This window comes from Citrobacter sp. ANG330 (assembly GCF_047467925.1).
GTDB classification, from domain to species: domain Bacteria; phylum Pseudomonadota; class Gammaproteobacteria; order Enterobacterales; family Enterobacteriaceae; genus Citrobacter_A; species Citrobacter_A amalonaticus_G.
Genome location: NZ_JASJUI010000001.1, coordinates 479,112 through 501,237, shown reverse-complemented (window position 1 = coordinate 501,237; position 22,126 = coordinate 479,112). Strand labels below are relative to the sequence as shown.

The window sequence follows — 22,126 nt, the reverse complement described above, 5'->3', positions numbered from 1 at the left end:
CCGTTACCCTCCTGCTTCATCACACCGTCGGGAAAATCAGATCGAGCGCCGACAGAGAATCCTCCCAGTCAGCGCGTTCGAAAATACCTTGCTGCAAAAACGCCTCCAGTTGTGGCCACAGCGCGATAGCTTTATCGAGCATCGGATCGCTGCCTTTGGCATAAGCGCCGACGCTGACGAGATCGCGGTTGCGCTGGAAGCTCGACAGCAACTGCTTAAAGTGACGCACTTTGGCGTAGTGTTGTTCCGTAATCAGCGCCGTCATCGCACGACTGATAGACGCTTCGATGTCGATAGCAGGGTAATGCCCGGCTTCCGCCAGACGTCGCGAGAGTACAATGTGACCGTCGAGAATGGCTCGCGCCGAGTCGGCAATCGGGTCCTGCTGATCGTCGCCTTCGGTCAGTACCGTGTAAAAGGCGGTAATGGAGCCGCCGCCGTGGATCCCGTTACCCGCGCGTTCAACCAGCGCCGGAAGCTTGGCGAACACCGACGGCGGATAGCCTTTGGTGGCCGGTGGTTCACCGATCGCCAGCGCGATCTCTCGCTGGGCCATCGCATAACGGGTCAGGGAATCCATGATCAGCAGCACGTGCTGACCGCGATCGCGGAAATCTTCGGCGATGCGGGTGGCATAAGCGGCACCCTGCATGCGCAGTAAGGGCGAGACGTCCGCCGGGGCGGCGATCACGACCGAACGCGCGCGTCCGTCGGCACCGAGAATGTTCTCGATGAAATCCTTCACTTCGCGGCCACGTTCGCCAATCAGTCCGACGACGATCACATCGGCGCGGGTATAGCGCGCCATCATGCCGAGCAGCACGCTTTTCCCGACGCCGGAACCGGCGAACAGCCCCATACGCTGGCCGCGACCCACGGTTAACAGGGCGTTGATCGGGCGCACGCCAGTATCCAGCACATGCTCAATCGGCGTACGCTGCAACGGGTTAAACGGCTGGGTAATCAGCGCGCCGGTTTCCGTGGTATCAGGGGAGGGCAGGCCGTCGAGCGGTTTGCCGCTGCCGTCGAGTACACGGCCTAAGAGGGCTGGACCCAGCGGTAGCTGCTTACTGCTTTGCAGCCCTTCGCCAGCGATATTTTTGGCGTAGACGCGTGCGCCGGGCAGAATGCCTTCCACCTCTTCCAGCGGCATCAAAAACAGACGCTGACCGTTAAAGCCCACGACTTCACTTTCCACTTCGCGGGTTTCCGTACCTTCCTGACGTTCAATCACGCAGGTGGCGCCGAGCGGCAACTGCAGACCCGTGGCCTCGAGCACCAGACCGGTGGCGCGGGTCAGTCGCCCATAGCGGCGAACCGCAGGAAGCTGCACCATTTTGGCTTCGAAGTTATCCAGCGTCGTCAACCAGCGGGTCAGGCGTGAGGTCATCAGATTACTCCCGGCGCGGCCAGACGACACAGTTCTTGCCAGCGGGTCGCCACGCTGGCGTCGAGGTCGCCTTCATCCGCAGAGACTTTGCAGCCGCCGTGATGCAGGGTCGGATCGCCACGCAAGCGCCAGCCGTGCAGGCTAAGGGTGGCGCCAAGCATCTCTTCGACACGCTGTAAATCATCCGGATGGACGCGCAGTTGCGGTTTGCCACTGAACAAGGGTTCCTGCTGTAAGAGCTGCTGGATCTGCTTAATCAAGGCGGAATTGTCCACCGCGGGCGTCTGACCAATCACCTGACGAGCCGCTTCCAGCGCCATTTGCATCAGGCGCGAGGCGATCACGCTATCCAGCGCGTCCAGCGTGTGCTGGAATTCGCTGACCAGTTGTTGCATCCGCGCATGAAGCGGGGCCTGCTGGGAGCGAGCCTGCGCCTGGCCCTGTTCCAGCCCTTGCGCCAGCCCTTCCTGATAACCCTGCTCGTGACCGGCTTTGCGTCCTTCCGCGAGGCCCGCATTGTAACCTTGCTCGTGAGCCTGAATTTTCAACTGGGCTAACTGCTGCTCAAGCTGTTGTTCCGCGCTGATTTCGGGTTCGTCCTCTTCAGACACGGGGTCATCGTTGTGCGCCATGGGCACAAACTCAGCCAGCGGCGGCGCGAGATCGTCCGGGGTCCAGATTTTCCACGGCAGCTCGTTAGACATAGGTATCCTCGCCGCTACCAATCATCATCTCGCCGGTCTCGGCCAGACGACGCACAATCAACAGAATGGCCTTCTGTTCGTTTTCCACCTGCGACAAACGCACCGGGCCACGGTTGGCGAGGTCGTCGCGCAGGATATCTGCCGCACGTTGCGACATATTGCGCAGGAACTTCTCGCGCAGCGGCTGTTCCGCGCCTTTCAGGGCGATCAACAGCGACTCGGAATCCACTTCCTGCAGCAAACGCTGGATGCTGCGATCGTCCACATCCACCAGGTTTTCGAACAGGAACATCTCGTCGATAATTTTTTGCGCCAGCTCGCCATCGAATTCGCGCACGGCGCTGATAACCGCTTCTTCCTGCTGTGTTTTCATCAGGTTGATAATTTCTGCCGCCGTTCTCACGCCGCCCATTTTGCTGCGCTTGAGGTTCTGACCATCGAGCAGGCCGTTGAGCACTTCGGTCAGTTCCGCCAGCGCGGCAGGCTGTACGCCGCCGAAGGTGGCGATACGCAGCATGACATCGTGACGCAGACGCTCGTCGAACAGCGCCAGAATATCCGCCGCCTGACCGCGTTTGAGGTGCACGAGGATGGTGGCGATAATCTGCGGGTGTTCGTCGCGGATAAGGTCGGCGGCGCTTTGCGGCTCCATAAAGTTGAGCGTTTCAATGCCGCTGGCGGTATCACGGGTTTCAAGAATATCTTCCAGCAGGCTGGAGGCCCGCTCTTCGCCCAGCGCCTTCACCAGTACCGAACGCAGATATTCGTTGGCATTAATGTTCAGGGCGGCGAACTGCTCGGCTTCCTGCTCAAACTCCGCCAGCACGTCGGTCAGCTGTTTGTTGGAGATCTGGCGGACGTTCGCCATCGCCGCGCTCAGGGTCTGCACTTCGCGCTGGGAGAGGTGTTTGAACACCTCCGCCGCACGATCTTCGCCAATAGTCATCAGCAGGATGACGCTTTTATCGGTACCGGAAAGAGCATTACTCATGATCGTTATTCATCCACTGGCGAATGACCAGCGCTACCACGCGCGGATCGTTATCTGACATTTCGCGAATGCGCTGGCTCATCACTTCTGCGCCCAGACGCTGATTTGCCCGACGCTGCTGAGTCTGTTCATCTTTACTCAGGCGAACCTCAACGGCTTCTTCGGTCTCCTGACGGATCTGCTCGCGTTCCTGCTGAGCTTTCGCTTCTTCAGCGCGACGCGTCAGTTGCGGACGAATCGCCTTACGCCACAGGATCCACGCCACCAACAGCACCAGCAACCAGCGACCGGCTGCGATTAACTGTTCGATAAACAGCGGCTGTTTCCAGAACGGCAGTTCACCTGCGTTGTCATCAGTGGCGGTGAACGGGGAGTTGACCACGTTCAGGGTGTCACCGCGCTTGTCCGAGAAGCCCATTGCCTCGCGGGTCAGATCTTCAATCTGCTTCATTTGATCGGCAGTGAGCGGCAGCGGTTTGCCATCCGGTAACGTTTTGTAGTTCACGACCACGGCGACGGAGAGTCGCTGTACGTCGCCAACGTTCATTTTTGTGTGGCGAATGGTGCGATCAACTTCATAGTTGCTGGTCTCGTTGCGCTGGGTATTGCGCGGACCGGCACTGGCGCTGGTGGCCGTCTGTTGCTGGGCGTTCTGTCCGTTTTGCGCATTCTGCGCATTTTGCTGATTCGCCGGCGGTGTGGTGATGGGCGCCGTGTTCGCAGGTGCAGGTTGGTTGGACAACGCGCCCGGCACGCCACCTGGCAGACCCGAGCCAATCTGCTCGCTTTCATTCAGTTGACGCGAACGCAGCACGGCCTGAGATGCATCGCCGTTTGGCCGATACTGTTCTTCTGTCTGCTCTTTATTGGCGAAATCCAGCTGCGCGGTGACCTGCGCGTGGACATTCCCGTTACCGACAATCGGTGACAGGATCGATTCGATGCGGCGCTGGATACGGCCTTCCACGTCGCTGGCGTATTTCAACTGCGCGTCATTCAGATCGCGACTGCTGGTGTTTGACTGGGTGAGCAGATGACCGGCCTGATCGACCAGCGTCACATTGCCCGGCGGCAGACCGGCTACCGCGCTGGAAACCAGATGTACAACCGCTGTGATTTGACCTTCATCCAGCGCACGTCCCGGTTCCAGATTAACGGTCACCGAGGCTGAAGGGGATTTCTGTTCACGCACGAACAAAGACGGCTTGGGCATTGCCAGATGTACGCGGGCGCGCTTGACCGGGCCAAGGGTTTCGATGGTGCGCGCAAGTTCACCTTCCAGCGCACGCTGGTAGTTTACCTGCTCGCTAAACTGGCTGATGCCGAACTTTTCCTGATCCAACAGTTCAAAACCTACCGCGCCGCCTTTCGGCAGCCCCTGTTGCGCCAGACGCAGACGCAGTTCATGGACTTTTTCTGCCGGAACTTCAATCGCGCCGCTGCCTTCCGAGAAGCGGTACGGAATATTCATCTGGGTCAGTTGAGTGACGATCGCGCCGCCATCCTGATCGGATAAATTGCTGAATAACGTACGATAATCAGGCGCTTTGGCCCACAGCACCATCGCCACAATAATGGCGACGGCCGCAGAGCCCGCCATAATCAGAGGAATTTTGGGATTCGCACGCAGGCGATTAAGCCACTCGAGAGGTTTAGATGGGGTTGCAGCCGATGCAGTCGCGTTCATCTCGCACCTCGTGACTGTTCGTGGACGGCTTTATATGCAAAGTGGAACAAGACTCACTCCCGGGTCAGCAAAATCGAAAAATTGACGGTCTCATTATTTGCGGTTTCGTTTTTTTCTATGCGGTAAAAACCGGGGTTTTTTATCGTTATTTAACGCCTTTATCTTATTGACAAACTGGTAATCTCTGCTGCGTAGAAAACCATCCAGAGGATTATCATGTCAGCGATACAGGGGATTGAAGGGGTTATCAGCCAGCTCCAGGCGACGGCGATGAGCGCCAGGGCGCAGGAGGCGCTGCCGCAACCGACCGTGAGTTTTGCCGGTCAATTGCACGCGGCGCTGGACCGCATCAGCGATACGCAAACCGCTGCCCGCATACAGGCGGAAAAATTCACACTGGGTGAACCGGGAATTGCGCTTAATGATGTGATGACCGATATGCAAAAAGCCTCAGTCTCTATGCAAATGGGCATCCAGGTGCGCAACAAACTGGTGTCGGCCTATCAGGAAGTGATGTCGATGCAGGTGTAGGTTTGAGTGCCGGATGGCGCTGGCGCTTATCCGGCCTACAATTCACACATCCTGTAGACCGAATAAGGTGTCGATGCCATCCGGCAAACCGTTACTTCTGAATCAAATAACGGATCGTCGGTCCATCCTGCTGAATATCGAGCACGGTGTAACCGTGGTTGCGCGCATCCAGCGGAATGTTATTGATCGACTGCGGACAATCGCTGACCACTTCCAGAATTTCTCCTTTCTTCAGTTGCGGCATCGCTTCCAGCGTTGCCACAGCCGGGTAAGGGCAGGGCTCGCCGACCATATCCAGGCGATAATGGGGAACGATATTTTTCATGCGGATTCCTTAGCGGGGGTCAGCCCAGCACGACGGAAGAAACGTTTTTCCCAGCCGATGATGAACATCAGGGCGGCAAACAACAGCAGATAGGTCACCAGCAGGCCGCCGAGCGGACCGAAGGTGTTGAGCAGGTTAATTTTATCCCAGTTGGTGGCCAGCGCAGGGGCGAAGTCATCCCAGTAATAGGCCAGAATCGTTGAGCCGATGACGTTACCAAGACCCACCCACCAGTAGTGGACCTGGCCTTCCACCGCACGGTACATCCAGCCGGTTTCACACCCGCCCGCCAGCACGATACCAAAACCAAACAGCAACCCGCCGATCACCGCGTTCGGGCCGGCCCACATGATTTTGGCTTCCACACCCAATTGTACGTAGCTGAAAATACCGATTGCGCTGACGCCCATCCCGAAGATGATCGCCTTTGCCATGTGGGTGCGCCCGGTGATCCACAGATCGCGGAAGGCGGAGGTGAAGCAGATTTGCGCGCGTTCGATCAGCAGGCCAAAACCAACGCCAAACAGCATCGCCAGGCCCAGCTTCGGCTGGTTCATGGCGGTCAGTAGCGCCCAGCCGATCATGCCGATAAACACCAGCATGCCGAGGCGGAAACGACGGCGCGCCTGATCCGGCTTCTGCGTCAACGGCGACGCAGCGGAGACTTTCTGCATTTTGACCGGAATGCGGAATATCGGCAGCAGAGTGAAGCGGGCGCCAAACCAGGAGCCGATGGCGGTAGCCACGGCAAAGAACCAGGCGTGCAGAGAGAACTGAGGAATACCGGTAAAGAATGCCGCCAGATTGCAGCCCATCGCCATACGCGCGCCGAACCCGGCGATGATCCCACCCAGCACCGCCTGCATGATGCGGATGCGACTGCGCGGCATGCGTAGTTTGACGTTATTGGCCCACAACGCTGCCGCGAAGCAGCCGCCGAACATACCGAGGATCATCATCCCGTCGATGCGCGTGAGCGGGGTGCCTTCCAGGTGGATCAGCTTGTAGTAGCCCCATTCTTCCGCATGGACGCCAAACAGTTGCAGGATTTGTCCGCCCCAACGGGTAAATTCACCCGTGACGGCCCAGAAGGTGCCGGTGATGCCAAAATAGTAAGTAGAGAGAATACCCGCCGCGATGACCGCAGGGATGGGCGCCCAGAATTTAATTAACCAGGCTTGTTTGAAGTGTTGCCATGACATGTGTTTTGCCTCTGAACTCAGAAGGTGTGAAACAAGAAAGCGGATAGTACACCACGGCGGTCATTTTGCCTGGTACTATTAAGCTGTAATCCCGACTGGATCAAAGTTCTGCTGGCACCGCGAAAGGCTGGCGGCAGCAGGGCTTTAATGCCACAATCCTCTTTTCTTCGCATGCAGGATGAATGATGAAAAAATGTGCAATCGTCGGGGCGTTACTGATGCTAGCAGGATGCGCCGAAGTGGAAAATTACAATGACGTGGTCAAAACGCCTGCGCCCGCCGGGCTGGAAGGGTACTGGCAGACGAACGGACCGCAGCGCAAACTGGTGAGTCCGGAAGCGATCGCCAGCCTGGTGGTGACCAAAGAGGGGGATACTCTCGATTGTCGCCAGTGGCAGAGGGTGATTGCGCTACCGGGTAAGCTGACCATGCTGTCCGGTGACTTAACCAACGTGACGGTCAAACGCGAACTCTACGAGATCGAGCGGGAAGGGAATACCCTGGAATATGACGGGATGACCCTGCAACGCGTGGATCGCCCAACGGTGGAATGTGCCGCCGCGCTGGAGAAATCCCCGCTGCCAACGCCATTACCGTAATGAGCTGCCCCCGACAGTCCTCTCTGTCGGGGCGCTTCATCAGATCACCTCTTCAATGACCCATACGCTGACGCTGCCGCCATTGCAGTAAAACGTGGCCTCGCCATTTTCGTCAGTGATGACGCTTTCCTCGCGGTTTCCCAGATAGTCTCGCCAGGTTTTATTGCCGTAATTTTCACCCAGCGTAAGCGTTTTTTCGCCGTCGTCGCCATTGGATAGCACCACCACGCAACCGGGATCGTCGTCCGTTCCGCTGCGGCTGAAAGCGATGCAATTGGGATGATCAAACCAGAGCGTCTGAATGCCGTGGGCGAAACGCTGACGGGCAAGAATGAGTAAATCGAGTTGTTCAATGATCGGCATGTCGATGGTATAGGTTTCCCCGTCGCCTCCGGTATCCTCATAATGCGCGCCATAGAGATCGGGATAGAATATCGACGGTACGCCATTTTCCCGCAGCAGGATGAGCGCGTAGGCCAGCGGTTTGAACCATGCTTCAACGGGGGCTTCCAGCGCCTGTAACGGCTGAGTGTCGTGATTAGCAACCAGCGTCACGGCGTGAAACGGATCGGCTTCTACCAGCGTACCGCTGAAGATCTGGCTCATGTCGTAGTCACGTCCCTGACGCGATGCTTCATGAAAATTGAGCTGTAGCGGGGCGTCGAACAGCATCGTTTTGCCTTCCACCTGGTCGATATAGGTTTGCAGCTTATCCACTTCGTGCGACCAGTATTCGGCGACGATAAACAGCGGCTTCGGCGCCACCTCCTGAACATGCTCGATCCACTCTTTATAGAACCAGGCCGGAATGTGCTTGACCGCATCCAGGCGAAAGCCGTCACACTGCGTTTGTTCCATCACCCAGCGCGCCCAGTATTTAATCTCCTCGGTGACGGCGTGATTACGAAAGTCAATGTTTTCACCCATCAGGTAATCGAAATTGCCCATTTCATCATCGACCTGGTCGTTCCAGCCCTCGCCGGTATAGTCGTTGACGATTTTAAAGATGCCGTCTTCGTCAGGGTTTTCGATGTGGTCGATGCCGCTAAAACATTTGAAATCCCAGATAAACTGCGAGTACTGACCGCCTCGCGCCGGAAAGGTGTAACGCGTCCAGCCTTCGCATTCGATGATCTCATCGGCAATCTGCGTACGATCGTCTTCGTTAACCCGCTGTACGCGGATGGCCTCTTTTTCGTCTGCCCCCATTTTGTGATTAACGACGACGTCGAGCAGCACCGCGATATCGTTTTTCTTCAGTGCGTCGATGGCCGTCAGCAACTGTGCTTTGTCACCATATTTGGTAGCGACGGAACCCTTTTGGTCAAACTCGCCGAGATCAAACAGATCGTAAGAGTCATAGCCGACGGAATAACCGCCAGATGCGCCTTTATAGGCAGGCGGCAGCCAGACCATGTTGATACCGATATCATTGAGGCTGTCCGCGCGCTCTGTCACTTCCTGCCAGAGTTTGCCGCCTTCAGGGTAATACCAGTGGAAGAACTGCAGTAACGTGGGGTTTTTCATCTTCCGTGCTCCAGAAGTCAGGTAAACGACCTCTGGAGTATGGAAGATTTTTGCCAACGTAGCGGGAATTTATTGCGGGGCTGTGGGTGCGTCGGGTACCAGCAGCATGCCAGAAAGCCGGCCATAAGCATTGTTGAGTGACTGCTGACGCGTCGATTGACCGATCAGACCACTGAGTTCATCGAGCCGTTGGCGCAGTAAAACTTTTAGAAGCTCTTCGTTATCCAGCGTCTGTTTGATATGGCTGGCAACGAGATCCTGAATACTGCGTGTCATACCCGGTGGAGTTTGCGTTTCAACGACCGCTTCAATACTTTGCAGATAGGTGACTTCCTGTTCCAGTAAAAGGTCCCATTCACCCCGCTGCGCAAGTTCGAGCAGCGACTGACTGAGCAGCGCGATGCGCTGCCAACGGTTGATAAACTCCACGGCTGAGGTCATTAACGAGACTCCTGGGAAGATGCTTTTGGTGAAATCTGCTTCCAGGCTTCTGCAATGTTGCCGAGTAACCCTTCCACTTCTTCAATGGCTTGACTGTCATTGCGCAAATTCGCGAGTAATAAACGGCGGATCATATAGTCATACAGTGAGGAGAGATGGCTGGCGAGTTCGCCGCCATTCTCCTGATCCAGTCCCGCTTTCAGACCGTTATCAATGATGTTGATAGCCTTACTGAGCGCTTCCCCTTTGGCGACAATATCCCCTTGCTCTAAAAACAGACGAGCACGTACCAGGGCACTGTTTGCGCCATCAAACAACATTTCGATCAACTGGTGCGGACTCGCACTCATTACGCCGCTTTCCACGCTGACTTGCGCATAAGCTTTGGTACCGCTCGCGGTATACATGTTTACCTCTGGTTATCAGGAACTGGTCATCGCCGTAAATTGCTGGCTTAAGTAGCTGCTGGTACTGTTGAGTTTACTCATCATGGTATCCAGTTGCGTGAACTGAGCTTTGTATCGCGCGATGGTATCGTCAATACTGCTGCTGACGGCCAGATATTGCTTGGTCAGCTTTTTCAGTGTGGCGTTAATATTATCTTGTGCGCTATCAATAATGCCGTCATCGGCCAGATAATCTTTAATTTGCTCTGCAATTTTGCTGGTGATGCCGGTTTCTTTACCGTCACCAACCAACAATTCGCGTGTGCCAGCGGTATTTTCATCCAGCGCTTTTTTCAGTTTGGCATCGTCGATTTTTAATTTACCGGTCGTGCCGTCGGATGTGATGCCAATTTCGCTCAGGGTTTTAAAGGCTCCAGTGCTGCCGGCATTAGAAAACTGAGCGCGAATACCCGTCTGAATCGTACGTACAACGCTATCGCCGAGCAGTGCACCGTTATTTTGATCCTGTTCTTCTGCGCCTGGATCCACTTCAGTGTACTTGGTCAGTGACGAGAAGGTATCAAGCAAGGAATTGTATGCATCCACCCAGCCTTTAATCGCATCTGTCGCTTTGCTATTGTCTTTGGTGACCGTCAGGCGTGCGTCGGTGACTTCTTTGGTCAGATTCAGCGTGACGCCCTGCGGCGCATCGGTAATCGTATTACTGGGACGTTCAATCTCGATACCATTAACGGTAAGCTGCGCATTTTGCGCACTAACCAGCTGTTTCATATTCCCACTGCCAGCGGTGCTGTCATAGGCTAATAAATCGTTAAGTTTGCTGTCGCCTTCAACCGAAATTGTCATCTTGTTTTCAGTGCCAGAGTCGGCAGTGAGAACTAACTGATAATCACCTTCTTTTACTTTGACGATACTGGCCGAAATACCACTATCGGCATCGTTAATTGCATCACGAATACCTTCCAGAGACGTCTGGTCTTTCGACAGTTTAATTTCCAGCGGTTCTTTACGCCCGGCTTGTTCAATTTTGATGGTGCGAGTGTCAGAAGAGGTATCACCCAACGCATCTTTCGTGGAACTGATGTCTACTGTGGTACTGAGTGACTGTGCTTGCGCCAACTTCGTGACGCTGATGGTGTAAGTTCCTGCTGCTGCGCCCGCAGTCGTCGTTGCGGTTAAATCTTCCGTGCTGCTGGTAATGGTTGTGCTCTTAAAAAGATCGGCACTGTTCAGCGTGGTGTTGGCGGTCTGAAACTTTTCCAGTGCGCTTTTAAGCGTGCCATAAGCCGTTAAGCGCGCGGTATTTGCGCTCTGTTGCTGTGTAATAGGCGTTAAGCGTTTTTTTTCTGCAGTGGTCAGGTTCGTCAGCAATGTGTCCAGTGGTAAGTTTGAGCCTACGCCCAATGATGTAAACGAAGCCATGCCTTATTCCTTTTGATTGCAAACAGTAGTTAAACGCGTTATCGGCAATCCCGGGGCAAAGTTTAATAATAGTTTTCGAAAAATAATGCCCGGAATAATGGCGTATAAAGAGGGTATTTCAATGGCTAAGAAAAAATGATTGGGAAACTCAAAATTCTCTAAAGTTCGAAATTCAGGTGCCGATACAAGGGTTACGGTGAGAAACCGTGGGCAACAGCCCAATAACATCAAGTTGTAATTGATAAGGAAAAGATCATGGCACAAGTCATTAATACAAACAGCCTGTCGCTGTTGACCCAGAACAACCTGAACAAATCTCAGTCTACCCTGAGCTCTGCTATTGAGCGTCTGTCTTCCGGTCTGCGTATCAACAGCGCGAAAGATGACGCTGCGGGTCAGGCGATTGCTAACCGTTTCACCTCTAACATTAAGGGCTTGACTCAGGCTTCTCGTAACGCTAACGACGGTATCTCCATTGCGCAGACGACTGAAGGCGCACTGAACGAAATCAACAACAACCTGCAGCGTGTGCGTGAACTGACTGTTCAGGCAACTAACGGAACGAACTCCGATAGCGACCTGACCTCTATCCAGAACGAAATCACCCAGCGCCTGAGCGAAATCGACCGCGTATCCGGTCAGACTCAGTTCAACGGCGTGAAAGTTCTGGCTCAGGACAACACCCTGAAAATCCAGGTTGGCGCTAACGACGGCGAAACCATCTCCATCGACCTGAAAAAAATCGACACCCAGAGCCTGGGCGTGTCTGACTTCCGCGTGAATGGCGCGCAGAAAGCTACTGCCAGCGATCTGATCTCTAAGTTCGGCGCGACCGGTACTGATAATTACACCGCTATGGTTAGCGATGGTACTAAAAATCCTGGGGATGCTGGTTATTCTGCTGAATCAACCAAAATTACTGTTGATGTTAAATCGCAGACGGTAATGAACGATGGTAAGGCACTGTATGTTAGTGCGAAAGATGGCAGCTTAATTGATACGGCCACAGTTGGTAATACAGCTTCCACCATTTATACAACCACTGCAGACCAAAATGATAGTGCTGAGGGCCTGGCAAAATTAGGTGCTGGTGCAAAAGCGGGTGATAAATTCACTTATGACGGCATGGAATTCACCGCAAAAGCTGACTCTGATGAGTTTGGTAATGGTATCTATACGGCGAAAGTCGATGGAAAAACCGTCACCTTCACTGTTGCTGATGAAGAAGTTACTGGAGATAAAGCGACAGTTAAGACTGACGTAGCACTGTATGCTTCTCAAAGTGGAACCTTGACCACTAACGCAACAACCGCCAACAAAGCCGCTACGCTGACTGACCTGCAGAATGTTAGTGCAACCAAAACAGGTAGCACGCTGAAGTCAAGCGGTGCAACCTATAACGTTGACGTTGACGGCGTTGTGACTAACGATGCTGACGATAAAGTCATGTACCTGACTACCGACAAAAACGGTAGCGCTAAACTGGTTAACGAAGACGTGGCGAAAGCCAGCACCAGCACTGAAGACCCGCTGGCTGTGATCGACGCTGCGCTGGCACAGGTTGACGCCCTGCGTTCTGACCTGGGTGCGGTACAGAACCGTTTCGATTCTACCATCACTAACCTGGGCAACACCGTTAACAACCTGACTTCTGCACGTAGCCGTATCGAAGATGCTGACTACGCGACCGAAGTGTCCAACATGTCCAAAGCACAGATCCTGCAACAAGCGGGTACCTCTGTACTGGCACAGGCCAACCAGGTTCCGCAGAACGTCCTGTCTCTGCTGCGTTAATTTACGCTTCTTGCGCAAACCCCGCTCCGGCGGGGTTTTTTCGTTCTGGCTTTACCGGTAACCCCTAAATAACCCCTCATTTCACCCACTATTCACCCGATTAAAACCCCTGCAGAAACGGATAATCATGCCGATAACTCATTTAACGCAGGGCTGTTTATCGTGAATTCACTGTATACCGCTGAAGGTGTAATGGATAAACACTCGCTGTGGCAGCGTTATGTACCGCTGGTGCGTCACGAAGCATTGCGCCTGCAGGTGCGTTTGCCCGCGAGCGTAGAACTGGACGATCTGCTACAGGCGGGCGGTATCGGGTTATTGAATGCAGTTGACCGATATGACGCTCTGCAAGGAACGGCATTTACCACTTACGCAGTGCAGCGTATTCGTGGGGCGATGCTGGATGAACTACGCAGCCGCGACTGGGTGCCGCGTAGTGTCCGGCGTAATGCCCGCGAAGTGGCACAGGCGATGGGGCAACTGGAACAGGAATTAGGGCGCAACGCGACGGAAACTGAGGTGGCGGAGCGGCTGGCGATTCCTGTAGAAGAATATCGTCAGATGTTGCTTGATACCAACAACAGCCAACTCTTCTCCTATGACGAGTGGCGGGAAGAGCATGGCGATAGTATCGAGCTGGTGACAGAAGAACACCAGCAGGAAAACCCGTTACAACAGCTCCTTGAGAGCAATTTGCGCCAGCGCGTGATGGATGCCATTGAAGCACTTCCGGAACGTGAACAACTGGTGCTCACGCTCTATTACCAGGAAGAACTCAATCTCAAAGAGATTGGCGCGGTTCTGGAAGTCGGGGAGTCACGGGTCAGCCAGTTGCACAGTCAGGCCATAAAACGGTTACGCACGAAGCTGGGTAAGTTATAGCGAACGACGTTGTCGATGCTGAAAAATGCCGCACAACGTATTGACTACCAGGAGTTCTCATGACGGTGCAGCAATCAAAAAGACGGCCTCTAAGCCGCTACCTCAAAGACTTTAAACACAGCCAGACGCATTGCGCCCATTGCCACAAGTTACTGGATCGGATCACGCTGGTGCGCAAAGGGCAGATCGTCAACAAAATCGCCATTTCCCGACTGGATACCCTCATGGATGAAGCGGCCTGGCAGCAGGAGCAGAAAGAGTGGGTCGCACTCTGCCGTTTCTGCGGCGATTTACACTGCAAAACCCAGAGTGACTTCTTCGATATCATTGGTTTTAAACAATTCCTGTTTGAACAGACCGAAATGAGCCACGGGACCGTACGCGAGTATGTCGTCCGTTTGCGTCGTCTCGGTAATCATCTCAGCGAGCAGAAAATTTCTCACGATCTGCTCCAGGACGGTTACCTTGATGAAAACCTGGCGCCGTGGCTGCCGGAGACCAGCACCAACAACTATCGCATCGCGCTGCGCAAATACGCGCAATATAAAGCGCATATCCGCCCCGATCCGCAACAGAATTCCTCCCTCCGGATGACTTCTGATATATATTAAAAATGAATAAGATGTAGCGGAGTGGTTTATGTCGTTACCCATAAACGCTTTACACTACGGGCATTCATAACAACATTCGGGGTAAATATGAAATTAGCACTTCTGGGGCGTCAGGCGCTGATGGGCGTGATGGCTGTGGCGCTTGTCGCAGGAATGAGCGCAAAAACGTTTGCAGATGAAGGTCTGCTGAAGAAGGTTAAAGATCGCGGCACGCTGCTGGTGGGACTGGAAGGCACTTATCCGCCATTCAGTTTCCAGGGGGATGACGGTAAATTGACCGGTTTCGAAGTGGAGTTTGCCGAAGAACTGGCAAAGCATCTGGGCGTGAAAGCGACGCTGAAACCGACCAAATGGGACGGGATGCTGGCCTCACTGGACTCTAAACGCATCGATGTGGTGATCAACCAGGTGACTATCTCCGATGAGCGCAAAAAGAAATATGATTTCTCTACCCCTTATACCGTTTCCGGTATCCAGGCACTGGTGAAAAAAGGCAATGAAGGCGCAATTAAAACCGCCGCCGATCTGAAAGATAAGAAAGTGGGCGTGGGTCTGGGTACCAACTATGAAGAGTGGTTGCGCCAGAACGTACAGGGCGTTGACATTCGCACTTATGACGATGATCCGACCAAATATCAGGATCTGCGCGTAGGCCGTATCGACGCCATTCTGGTGGATCGTCTGGCAGCGCTGGATCTGGTTAAAAAGACCAAAGATACGCTGGCGGTGACTGGTGAAGCTTTCTCCCGTCAGGAGTCCGGCGTTGCGCTGCGTAAAGGCAACGACGATCTGCTCAAAGCCGTGGATGCAGCGATTGCCGAAATGCAGAAAGACGGTTCGCTGAAGGCGCTTTCTGAGAAGTGGTTTGGCGCGGATGTCACTAAATAGTCCGAACAGTGAGAAAAAAAGGCGCTTTCATCAGCGCCTTTTTTATTTCATGCGTTTGAACGTGCATAATAAAAAAGAACATCACAACAACGAATAACCGGAGGCTTTATGCCACTGCACAACCTGACACGCTTTCCGCGTCTGGAATTTATCGGCGCGCCGACGCCGCTGGAATACCTGCCGCGTTTTTCGGACTACCTGGGACGGGATATTTTCATCAAACGCGATGATGTGACACCGATGGCGATGGGCGGCAATAAGCTGCGCAAGCTTGAGTTCCTGGCCGCAGAGGCGCTGCGCGAAGGCGCTGATACGCTGATCACGGCAGGCGCGATTCAGTCTAACCACGTGCGTCAGACGGCGGCGGTCGCGGCGAAGCTGGGTCTGCATTGCGTGGCGCTGCTGGAAAACCCCATTGGCACCACGGAGGAAAACTATCTCACCAACGGCAACCGACTGCTGCTGGATCTGTTCAACGTACAGATTGAGATGTGCGATGCGCTAAATGAACCGGATCCCCAATTGCAAGAACTGGCCACCCGAATCGAAGCGCAGGGCTTTCGTCCTTACATTATTCCGGTCGGCGGTTCAAATGTCCTGGGGGCGTTAGGTTATGTCGAAAGCGCGCTGGAGATTGCGCAACAGTGCGAAGGCGCGGTGCAGCTCTCTTCGGTGGTGGTAGCATCTGGCAGTGCAGGAACGCACGCCGGGCTGGCGATTGGCCTTGAACAACTGATGCCAGATGTCGAGCTGATTGGCGTAACGGTCTCTCGTAAGGTCGCCGAACAAAAGCCAAAAGTGGTGGCGCTACAGCAGGCTATCGCCCGCGAACTGGAACTGACGGCGTCGGCGGAGATTTTGCTGTGGGATGACTACTATGCGCCCGGTTACGGCACGCCAAATGAAGAGGGGATGGAAGCCGTGAAGCTGTTGGCGCGTCTGGAAGGGATCCTTCTCGACCCGGTATACACCGGAAAAGCGATGGCCGGACTGATTGACGGAATCAGTCAGAAACGCTTTAAAGACGAGGGCCCGGTTCTCTTCATCCATACCGGTGGAGCGCCTGCGCTGTTTGCCTACCATCCTCACGTGTAATTTCGGATAAGCTCATGCAAGAAAGTATCCAACTGGTCATTGATTCCCTGCCGTATCTGCTCAAAGGGGCGGTATTTACGTTGCAGTTAAGTATTGGCGGAATGTTCTTCGGCCTGCTGCTGGGGTTTATCCTCGCGCTGATGCGCCTGTCGCCGCTGCTGCCTCTGCGCTGGCTGGCGCGTTTCTATATCTCTATTTTTCGCGGTACGCCGCTTATCGCACAACTGTTTATGATCTACTACGGTCTGCCGCAGTTTGGTATTGAGCTGGATCCGGTGCCGTCCGCAATGATTGGCCTGTCGCTCAATACGGCAGCCTATGCCGCAGAGACGCTGCGCGCGGCGATTTCATCGATTGACAAAGGGCAGTGGGAAGCGGCTGCGAGTATCGGGATGACGCCGTGGCAGACGATGCGTCGCGCCATTTTACCGCAGGCCGCCAGAGTAGCGCTGCCGCCGCTGAGCAACAGTTTTATCAGCCTGGTGAAAGACACGTCGCTGGCGGCCACCATTCAGGTGCCAGAACTGTTCCGTCAGGCGCAGTTGATCACCTCGCGCACGCTGGAGGTCTTCACCATGTATCTGGCGGCCTCACTGATCTACTGGATCATGGCAACCGTCTTGTCTTCGTTGCAGAACTATTTTGAAAATCAACTGAACCGCCAGGAGAGAGAGCCGAAATGAGTGCGATCGACGTAAAAAACCTGGTAAAAAAATTCCATGGTCAGACGGTGCTGCACGGCATCGATCTGCAAGTGCAGACGGGCGAGGTGGTCGCGATTATCGGCCCCAGCGGGTCAGGAAAAACGACGCTACTGCGCAGTATTAATCTGCTGGAACAGCCGGAAGCGGGTACGATCACCGTCGGTGATATCACCATTGATACGGCGCGATCGCTGAGTCAGCAACGAACGCTTATTCGCCAGTTGCGTCAGCATGTCGGCTTTGTATTCCAGAGCTTTAATCTCTTTCCCCACAGAACGGTGCTGGAGAACATCATTGAAGGTCCGGTTATCGTTAAGGGGGAGGGGAAAGAAGAGGCCATGGCTCGGGCGCGCGAACTGTTGGCGAAAGTCGGGCTGGCCGGGAAAGAGACCAGTTACCCCCGGCGATTATCCGGCGGGCAGCAGCAGCGTGTGGCGATCGCCCGCGCGCTGGCGATGCGCCCGGAGGTGATTTTGTTCGATGAACCGACCTCGGCGCTTGACCCTGAGCTGGTGGGGGAGGTGCTGAGCACTATCCGCCAACTGGCGCAGGAAAAACGCACCATGGTGATTGTGACGCATGAAATGAGCTTTGCCCGCGATGTTGCGGATCGGGCGATATTTATGGACCAGGGGCGAATTGTGGAACAGGGCCCGGCCAAAGCGCTATTTGCCAATCCACAGCAACCGAGAACGCGTCAGTTCCTTGAGAAGTTTCTGCTTCAATAATCGGTTTTTCTCCACTCGCCCGGGATTATCACATTTCGGGCGAGTGGAGATGCATAAATAGTAATATCAAACGCATGACTATGAACACATTTCTGCGGGCGAAATACGCCTGTTGAAACAAGACTCAAGTAATTGGATCCCTGACCGATATTTTATATATCTATCGTAGGTTTATGTGATAGGTTATTTCTTACATTAAAAATGATTATCACTCTCAAGGCGCGAATACTGAGTATGCAGGATTTAGATTTCTTTACCTGGCGACGGACGATGTTGCTACGCTTTCACGAAATGACCAGCGCAGAGGACGTCTACAGCGAATTACAGCAGCAGACACAATTGCTGGAATTTGATTATTACGCGCTGTGTGTCAGACATCCGGTTCCGTTTACCCGCCCTAAAATTTCCCTTCATACCACCTATCCCGATGCGTGGGTTTCGCAATATCAGGCGGAAAATTATTTCGCCATCGATCCGGTGTTAAAGCCAGAAAACTTCATTCAGGGACATCTTCCCTGGAATGACGCATTATTCAGTGATGCGCAGACGATGTGGGATGCTGCCCGTTCGCACGGATTACGCAAAGGGGTCACGCAGTGTCTTATGTTGCCGAACCGTGCATTGGGCTTTCTCTCGGTCTCGCGGTCGAGTCTGCGTAATACGCCTTTTGCAGGTGATGAAGTGGAATTGAAACTGCAACTGCTGGTTCGCGAAAGCTTAACCGTGCTCTCCCGACTCGAAGATGAGATGGTGATGGCGCCGGAAATGCGGTTTAGCAAACGGGAAAAAGAGATTCTGAAATGGACGGCGGAAGGAAAGACTTCTTCTGAAATTGCGATGATTCTGTCGATATCAGAAAACACCGTTAACTTTCATCAGAAGAATATGCAGAAGAAATTCAACGCACCGAATAAGACACAGATTGCATGCTATGCCGCGGCGACCGGTCTTATCTGAAACAATAAACGTTCTGCGTGGCAGACAATAAACCGGCTGAAAGCACTGCTCTCAGCCGGTTTTTCTTTACTGACGATAAGCTTGTTTAATTTGCTTAACAGTGCTGGAAAATACTGCAGCCTGCGCGTCGTCTTCGACCAGCGCTATCTGTTTTTCCATTTTAAGAATCACGCGGCCTGCATCGGCCTGGCCCATAGCTTGTAGCATCAGCGTTAACAGCGCCTTCAGGCAGGTGACTTCATTAGCCAGTTCTTGATTATTCTCGGCAGTGGAAAAATCAGGCGTACTCATTTATTTTCCTCGTAATGTTTCAGTAAAAATGTGCGATGGTAAATGTTAAGGCCGCGGAGTATACCATAAGCTGAGGGAAAAATAGCAGTGGTTGTTTTTCGATCGGAAATCACACCAGCGGAGTTAAATTAAACAACAACATAAGAAGTCTATATTTTCCTCATTTATTGTTTATTCCGAGTATTTTACTCGTTAATTATTGTTACAAACTTACCTGTCTATTTAGCATTTAAGCGAGAGAAAGCGAGTTTTTGTCACTATTGTGAAACCTTGTTTCTGAAATAGCGCGTGTAACTGGCTGTTCTTAGCGTAAGTTTCCACAAAGCGTACAGACTAATTTCCGAAAACGAGAGCAAAATCGGTTACCGGACGTTTTTTACGTTTTAAAGTTGAGATAAAACCCGCTAATATAGTGGCGATCCACTATCAGTAGCGTTATCCCTATTCTGGAGATATTCCTTTGATCAACGTTCTTCTTGTTGATGACCACGAACTGGTGCGCGCAGGGATACGACGCATTCTTGAAGATATAAAGGGTATAAAAGTTGTCGGTGAAGTCGGTTGCGGTGAGGATGCCGTAAAATGGTGTCGCGCCAACACCGTCGACGTTGTGTTGATGGACATGAACATGCCCGGTATCGGTGGCCTTGAGGCCACGCGCAAAATTGCGCGTTCAACTGCCGATATTAAAGTGATTATGTTAACCGTCCACACGGAAAACCCACTGCCTGCAAAAGTGATGCAGGCCGGAGCTGCAGGTTACCTGAGTAAGGGCGCTGCGCCCCAGGACGTGGTAAATGCCATCCGCCTGGTTTATTCCGGGCAGAGATACATTGCTTCTGACATCGCCCAGCAAATGGCATTAAGCCAGATTGAACCCGAAAAAACGGAAACCCCGTTTGCTAGTTTGTCTGAGCGTGAATTGCAGATTATGCTGATGATCACCAAAGGTCAGAAGGTTAATGAGATTTCGGAGCAGTTGAATCTCAGTCCTAAAACGGTGAACAGCTATCGCTATCGTATGTTCAGTAAACTAAACATTCATGGTGATGTTGAGCTGACTCACCTGGCAATTCGCCATGGCCTGTGTAATGCGGAGACGTTAACAAGCCAGTGAGTAATCAGTTTGACGCGAAAGCGTTTCTAAAAACCGTAACCAGTCAACCCGGCGTTTATCGTATGTATGATGCCGGTGGTACGGTCATCTATGTGGGTAAAGCGAAAGACCTGAAAAAACGGCTTTCCAGTTATTTCCGCAGCAACCTGGCTTCGCGTAAGACCGAAGCGCTGGTGGCGCTCATTCAGCAAATCGATGTGACGGTGACGCACACCGAAACAGAAGCGTTGCTGCTTGAGCACAACTACATCAAGCTTTATCAACCTCGCTACAACGTGCTGCTGCGCGACGACAAATCTTACCCCTTTATCTTTCTCAGCGCGGACACGCATCCCCGACTGGCGATGCACCGTGGGGCGAAACATACTCGTGGCGAATACTTTGGGCCGTTTCCCAACGGCTATGCCGTGCGTGAAACGCTGGCGCTGTTACAGAAGATTTTCCCGATCCGCCAGTGTGAAAACAGCGTTTATCGCAATCGCTCACGACCGTGTCTGCAGTATCAGATTGGCCGTTGCCTGGGGCCCTGCGTCGAGGGACTGGTAAGTGAAGAAGAGTATACGCAGCAGGTAGACTACGTCCGGCTGTTTTTATCCGGTAAAGACGACCAGGTCCTGACCCAACTGATCGCGCGGATGGAGAAGGCCAGTCAAAATCTGGCGTTCGAAGAGGCCGCGCGGATACGCGATCAGATCCAGGCCGTGCGTCGGGTGACGGAGAAACAGTTTGTTTCCAATGCGGGTGACGACCTGGACGTGATCGGCGTGGCGTTCGATGCCGGTATGGCCTGTGTACACGTGCTCTTTATCCGCCAGGGGAAAGTGCTGGGAAGCCGCAGTTATTTCCCGAAAGTGCCGGGAGGGACTGAACTGGGCGAAGTGGTGGAAACCTTCGTCGGGCAATTCTACCTCCAGGGCAGCCAGATGCGCACATTGCCTGGTGAGATCCTGCTGGATTTCACTCTGGATGACAAAACGCTACTGGCAGATTCACTTTCTGAACTGGCCGGGCGCCGAATCAATGTGCAGACAAAACCCCGCGGCGATCGCGCACGTTACCTCAAGCTGGCGCGGACCAATGCCGCCACGGCACTGACGACGAAACTGTTGCAACAGTCGACGATTACCCAACGTCTGACGGCGCTGGCGTCCGTGCTGAAATTGCCAGCGGTCAAACGGATGGAATGTTTCGATATCAGCCACACGATGGGCGAGCAGACGGTGGCATCCTGCGTAGTCTTTGATGCGAACGGGCCGCTGCGAGCGGAATACCGGCGCTACAATATCACCGGCATCACGCCGGGTGACGACTATGCGGCAATGAACCAGGTTCTGCGTCGTCGTTATGGCAAGGCCATTGAAGAAAGTAAGATTCCGGATGTGATCCTGATCGATGGCGGAAAGGGGCAACTGGGGCAGGCAAAGGCCGTTTTTGCTGAGCTGGATGTGCCCTGGGATAAAAATCACCCTCTGCTGCTGGGCGTTGCGAAAGGCGCTGACCGTAAAGCTGGTCTGGAAACGCTGTTCTTTGAACCCGAAGGCGAGGGGTTCAGTCTCCCGCCGGATTCGCCGGCGCTGCATGTCATCCAACATATCCGCGATGAGTCACACGATCATGCTATTGGCGGTCACCGTAAAAAAAGGGCGAAGGTGAAAAACACCAGTACGCTGGAGACTATTGAAGGCGTAGGGCCGAAACGTCGCCAAATGTTGTTGAAATATATGGGGGGTTTGCAAGGATTACGTAACGCCAGCGTTGAAGAAATTGCAAAAGTGCCGGGTATTTCGCAAGGTCTGGCAGAAAAGATCTTCTGGTCGTTGAAACATTGAGTCT

24 protein-coding genes are annotated in these 22,126 nt (G+C 53.6%); 12 read left to right on the top strand and 12 right to left on the bottom strand.

Annotation, left to right across the window (positions count from 1 at the left end):
* Positions 1-19: 19 nt before the first annotated feature.
* Genes fliI through fliF form a run of 4 tightly spaced genes read right to left on the bottom strand, consistent with a single transcriptional unit; the run spans position 20 to position 4,772 of the window.
* A complete protein-coding gene (fliI, locus tag QNN88_RS02535) occupies positions 20-1,390 on the bottom strand; it encodes a flagellar protein export ATPase FliI (RefSeq protein WP_414238831.1) in 1,371 nt (456 codons plus the stop codon).
* Positions 1,390-2,094 carry a flagellar assembly protein FliH gene (gene fliH, locus QNN88_RS02530; protein ID WP_414238830.1) on the bottom strand — a complete coding sequence of 235 codons (705 nt, stop codon included), beginning with the start codon at positions 2,092-2,094 and terminating at the stop codon, positions 1,390-1,392. The genes fliI and fliH overlap by 1 nt, the downstream gene beginning before the upstream one ends.
* Entirely contained in the window at positions 2,087-3,085 is a 999-nt protein-coding gene (gene fliG / locus QNN88_RS02525) for a flagellar motor switch protein FliG (protein ID WP_152403965.1), read from the bottom strand. The genes fliH and fliG overlap by 8 nt, the downstream gene beginning before the upstream one ends.
* A complete protein-coding gene (fliF, locus tag QNN88_RS02520) occupies positions 3,078-4,772 on the bottom strand; it encodes a flagellar basal-body MS-ring/collar protein FliF (protein WP_414238829.1) in 1,695 nt (564 codons plus the stop codon). Before fliF ends, fliG begins: the two co-directional genes overlap by 8 nt.
* A 216-nt stretch (positions 4,773-4,988) precedes the next feature.
* Here fliF and fliE point away from each other — a divergent pair, with 216 nt between their 5' ends.
* Positions 4,989-5,303 (top strand): flagellar hook-basal body complex protein FliE, encoded by a 315-nt coding sequence (gene fliE / locus QNN88_RS02515; RefSeq protein WP_414238828.1) that lies wholly within the window; start codon positions 4,989-4,991, stop codon positions 5,301-5,303.
* A gap of 91 nt (positions 5,304-5,394) precedes the next feature.
* Here fliE and yedF read toward each other — a convergent pair whose 3' ends face one another.
* Both yedF and yedE read right to left on the bottom strand, forming a co-directional pair.
* On the bottom strand, positions 5,395-5,628 hold the full coding sequence (yedF, locus tag QNN88_RS02510; protein ID WP_414238827.1) for a sulfurtransferase-like selenium metabolism protein YedF: 234 nt from the start codon (positions 5,626-5,628) through the stop codon (positions 5,395-5,397).
* Positions 5,625-6,830, bottom strand: coding sequence for a selenium metabolism membrane protein YedE/FdhT (gene yedE / locus QNN88_RS02505; protein ID WP_414238826.1), 1,206 nt, complete (start codon positions 6,828-6,830; stop codon positions 5,625-5,627). Before yedE ends, yedF begins: the two co-directional genes overlap by 4 nt.
* A 185-nt stretch (positions 6,831-7,015) precedes the next feature.
* Between yedE and yedD the strand changes: the two genes are divergently transcribed.
* The gene (gene yedD / locus QNN88_RS02500) at positions 7,016-7,429 is read left to right on the top strand and encodes a lipoprotein YedD (RefSeq protein ID WP_043000294.1); all 414 of its coding nucleotides are present in this window, start codon (positions 7,016-7,018) and stop codon (positions 7,427-7,429) included.
* Between the two features lie 39 nt (positions 7,430-7,468).
* Here the strand turns inward: yedD and amyA are convergent, their stop codons facing one another.
* The 4 genes from amyA to fliD form a co-directional block, all read right to left on the bottom strand.
* Positions 7,469-8,956 (bottom strand): alpha-amylase, encoded by a 1,488-nt coding sequence (gene amyA / locus QNN88_RS02495; RefSeq protein WP_414238825.1) that lies wholly within the window; start codon positions 8,954-8,956, stop codon positions 7,469-7,471.
* A 69-nt stretch (positions 8,957-9,025) separates the two neighbouring features.
* Complete coding sequence (gene fliT / locus QNN88_RS02490; RefSeq protein ID WP_414238824.1) at positions 9,026-9,397, bottom strand: flagella biosynthesis regulatory protein FliT; 372 nt, start codon at positions 9,395-9,397, stop codon at positions 9,026-9,028.
* Complete coding sequence (gene fliS, locus QNN88_RS02485; protein ID WP_414238823.1) at positions 9,397-9,804, bottom strand: flagellar export chaperone FliS; 408 nt, start codon at positions 9,802-9,804, stop codon at positions 9,397-9,399. The genes fliT and fliS overlap by 1 nt, the downstream gene beginning before the upstream one ends.
* 15 nt (positions 9,805-9,819) lie before the next feature.
* Positions 9,820-11,226, bottom strand: a complete 1,407-nt coding sequence (gene fliD, locus QNN88_RS02480) for a flagellar filament capping protein FliD (RefSeq protein ID WP_414238822.1) — start codon at positions 11,224-11,226, stop codon at positions 9,820-9,822.
* A gap of 255 nt (positions 11,227-11,481) precedes the next feature.
* Here fliD and QNN88_RS02475 point away from each other — a divergent pair, with 255 nt between their 5' ends.
* From QNN88_RS02475 to sdiA, 8 genes are all read left to right on the top strand, one after another.
* Entirely contained in the window at positions 11,482-13,020 is a 1,539-nt protein-coding gene (locus QNN88_RS02475) for a flagellin (protein WP_414238821.1), read from the top strand.
* A 162-nt stretch (positions 13,021-13,182) separates the two neighbouring features.
* Positions 13,183-13,902 carry an RNA polymerase sigma factor FliA gene (fliA, locus tag QNN88_RS02470; protein ID WP_044257600.1) on the top strand — a complete coding sequence of 240 codons (720 nt, stop codon included), beginning with the start codon at positions 13,183-13,185 and terminating at the stop codon, positions 13,900-13,902.
* 59 nt (positions 13,903-13,961) lie between these two features.
* Positions 13,962-14,513: a flagella biosynthesis regulatory protein FliZ gene (gene fliZ, locus QNN88_RS02465; protein WP_414238820.1), complete on the top strand. Its 552-nt coding sequence runs from the start codon at positions 13,962-13,964 to the stop codon at positions 14,511-14,513.
* Between the two features lie 87 nt (positions 14,514-14,600).
* Entirely contained in the window at positions 14,601-15,401 is an 801-nt protein-coding gene (tcyJ, locus tag QNN88_RS02460) for a cystine ABC transporter substrate-binding protein (protein WP_152403981.1), read from the top strand.
* A 108-nt stretch (positions 15,402-15,509) separates the two neighbouring features.
* Positions 15,510-16,496, top strand: coding sequence for a D-cysteine desulfhydrase (dcyD, locus tag QNN88_RS02455; protein WP_414238819.1), 987 nt, complete (start codon positions 15,510-15,512; stop codon positions 16,494-16,496).
* Positions 16,497-16,510: 14 nt separating this feature from the next.
* The gene (tcyL, locus tag QNN88_RS02450; RefSeq protein ID WP_042318310.1) at positions 16,511-17,179 is read left to right on the top strand and encodes a cystine ABC transporter permease; all 669 of its coding nucleotides are present in this window, start codon (positions 16,511-16,513) and stop codon (positions 17,177-17,179) included.
* Positions 17,176-17,928 carry an L-cystine ABC transporter ATP-binding protein TcyN gene (gene tcyN / locus QNN88_RS02445; RefSeq protein ID WP_414238818.1) on the top strand — a complete coding sequence of 251 codons (753 nt, stop codon included), beginning with the start codon at positions 17,176-17,178 and terminating at the stop codon, positions 17,926-17,928. The genes tcyL and tcyN overlap by 4 nt, the downstream gene beginning before the upstream one ends.
* A gap of 234 nt (positions 17,929-18,162) precedes the next feature.
* Entirely contained in the window at positions 18,163-18,885 is a 723-nt protein-coding gene (gene sdiA / locus QNN88_RS02440; protein WP_414238817.1) for a transcriptional regulator SdiA, read from the top strand.
* Between the two features lie 66 nt (positions 18,886-18,951).
* Here sdiA and QNN88_RS02435 read toward each other — a convergent pair whose 3' ends face one another.
* Together QNN88_RS02435 and QNN88_RS02430 are read right to left on the bottom strand one after the other, a co-directional pair.
* Positions 18,952-19,176 carry a DUF2594 family protein gene (locus tag QNN88_RS02435; protein ID WP_042318315.1) on the bottom strand — a complete coding sequence of 75 codons (225 nt, stop codon included), beginning with the start codon at positions 19,174-19,176 and terminating at the stop codon, positions 18,952-18,954.
* Positions 19,173-19,289, bottom strand: a complete 117-nt coding sequence (locus QNN88_RS02430; RefSeq protein WP_414238816.1) for a hypothetical protein — start codon at positions 19,287-19,289, stop codon at positions 19,173-19,175. Before QNN88_RS02430 ends, QNN88_RS02435 begins: the two co-directional genes overlap by 4 nt.
* A 347-nt stretch (positions 19,290-19,636) precedes the next feature.
* On the opposite strand from QNN88_RS02430, the gene uvrY reads away from it, so the two are divergent.
* Positions 19,637-20,293: a UvrY/SirA/GacA family response regulator transcription factor gene (gene uvrY, locus QNN88_RS02425; protein ID WP_414238815.1), complete on the top strand. Its 657-nt coding sequence runs from the start codon at positions 19,637-19,639 to the stop codon at positions 20,291-20,293.
* Entirely contained in the window at positions 20,290-22,122 is a 1,833-nt protein-coding gene (gene uvrC / locus QNN88_RS02420) for an excinuclease ABC subunit UvrC (protein ID WP_414238814.1), read from the top strand. Before uvrY ends, uvrC begins: the two co-directional genes overlap by 4 nt.
* Positions 22,123-22,126: the final 4 nt, after the last annotated feature.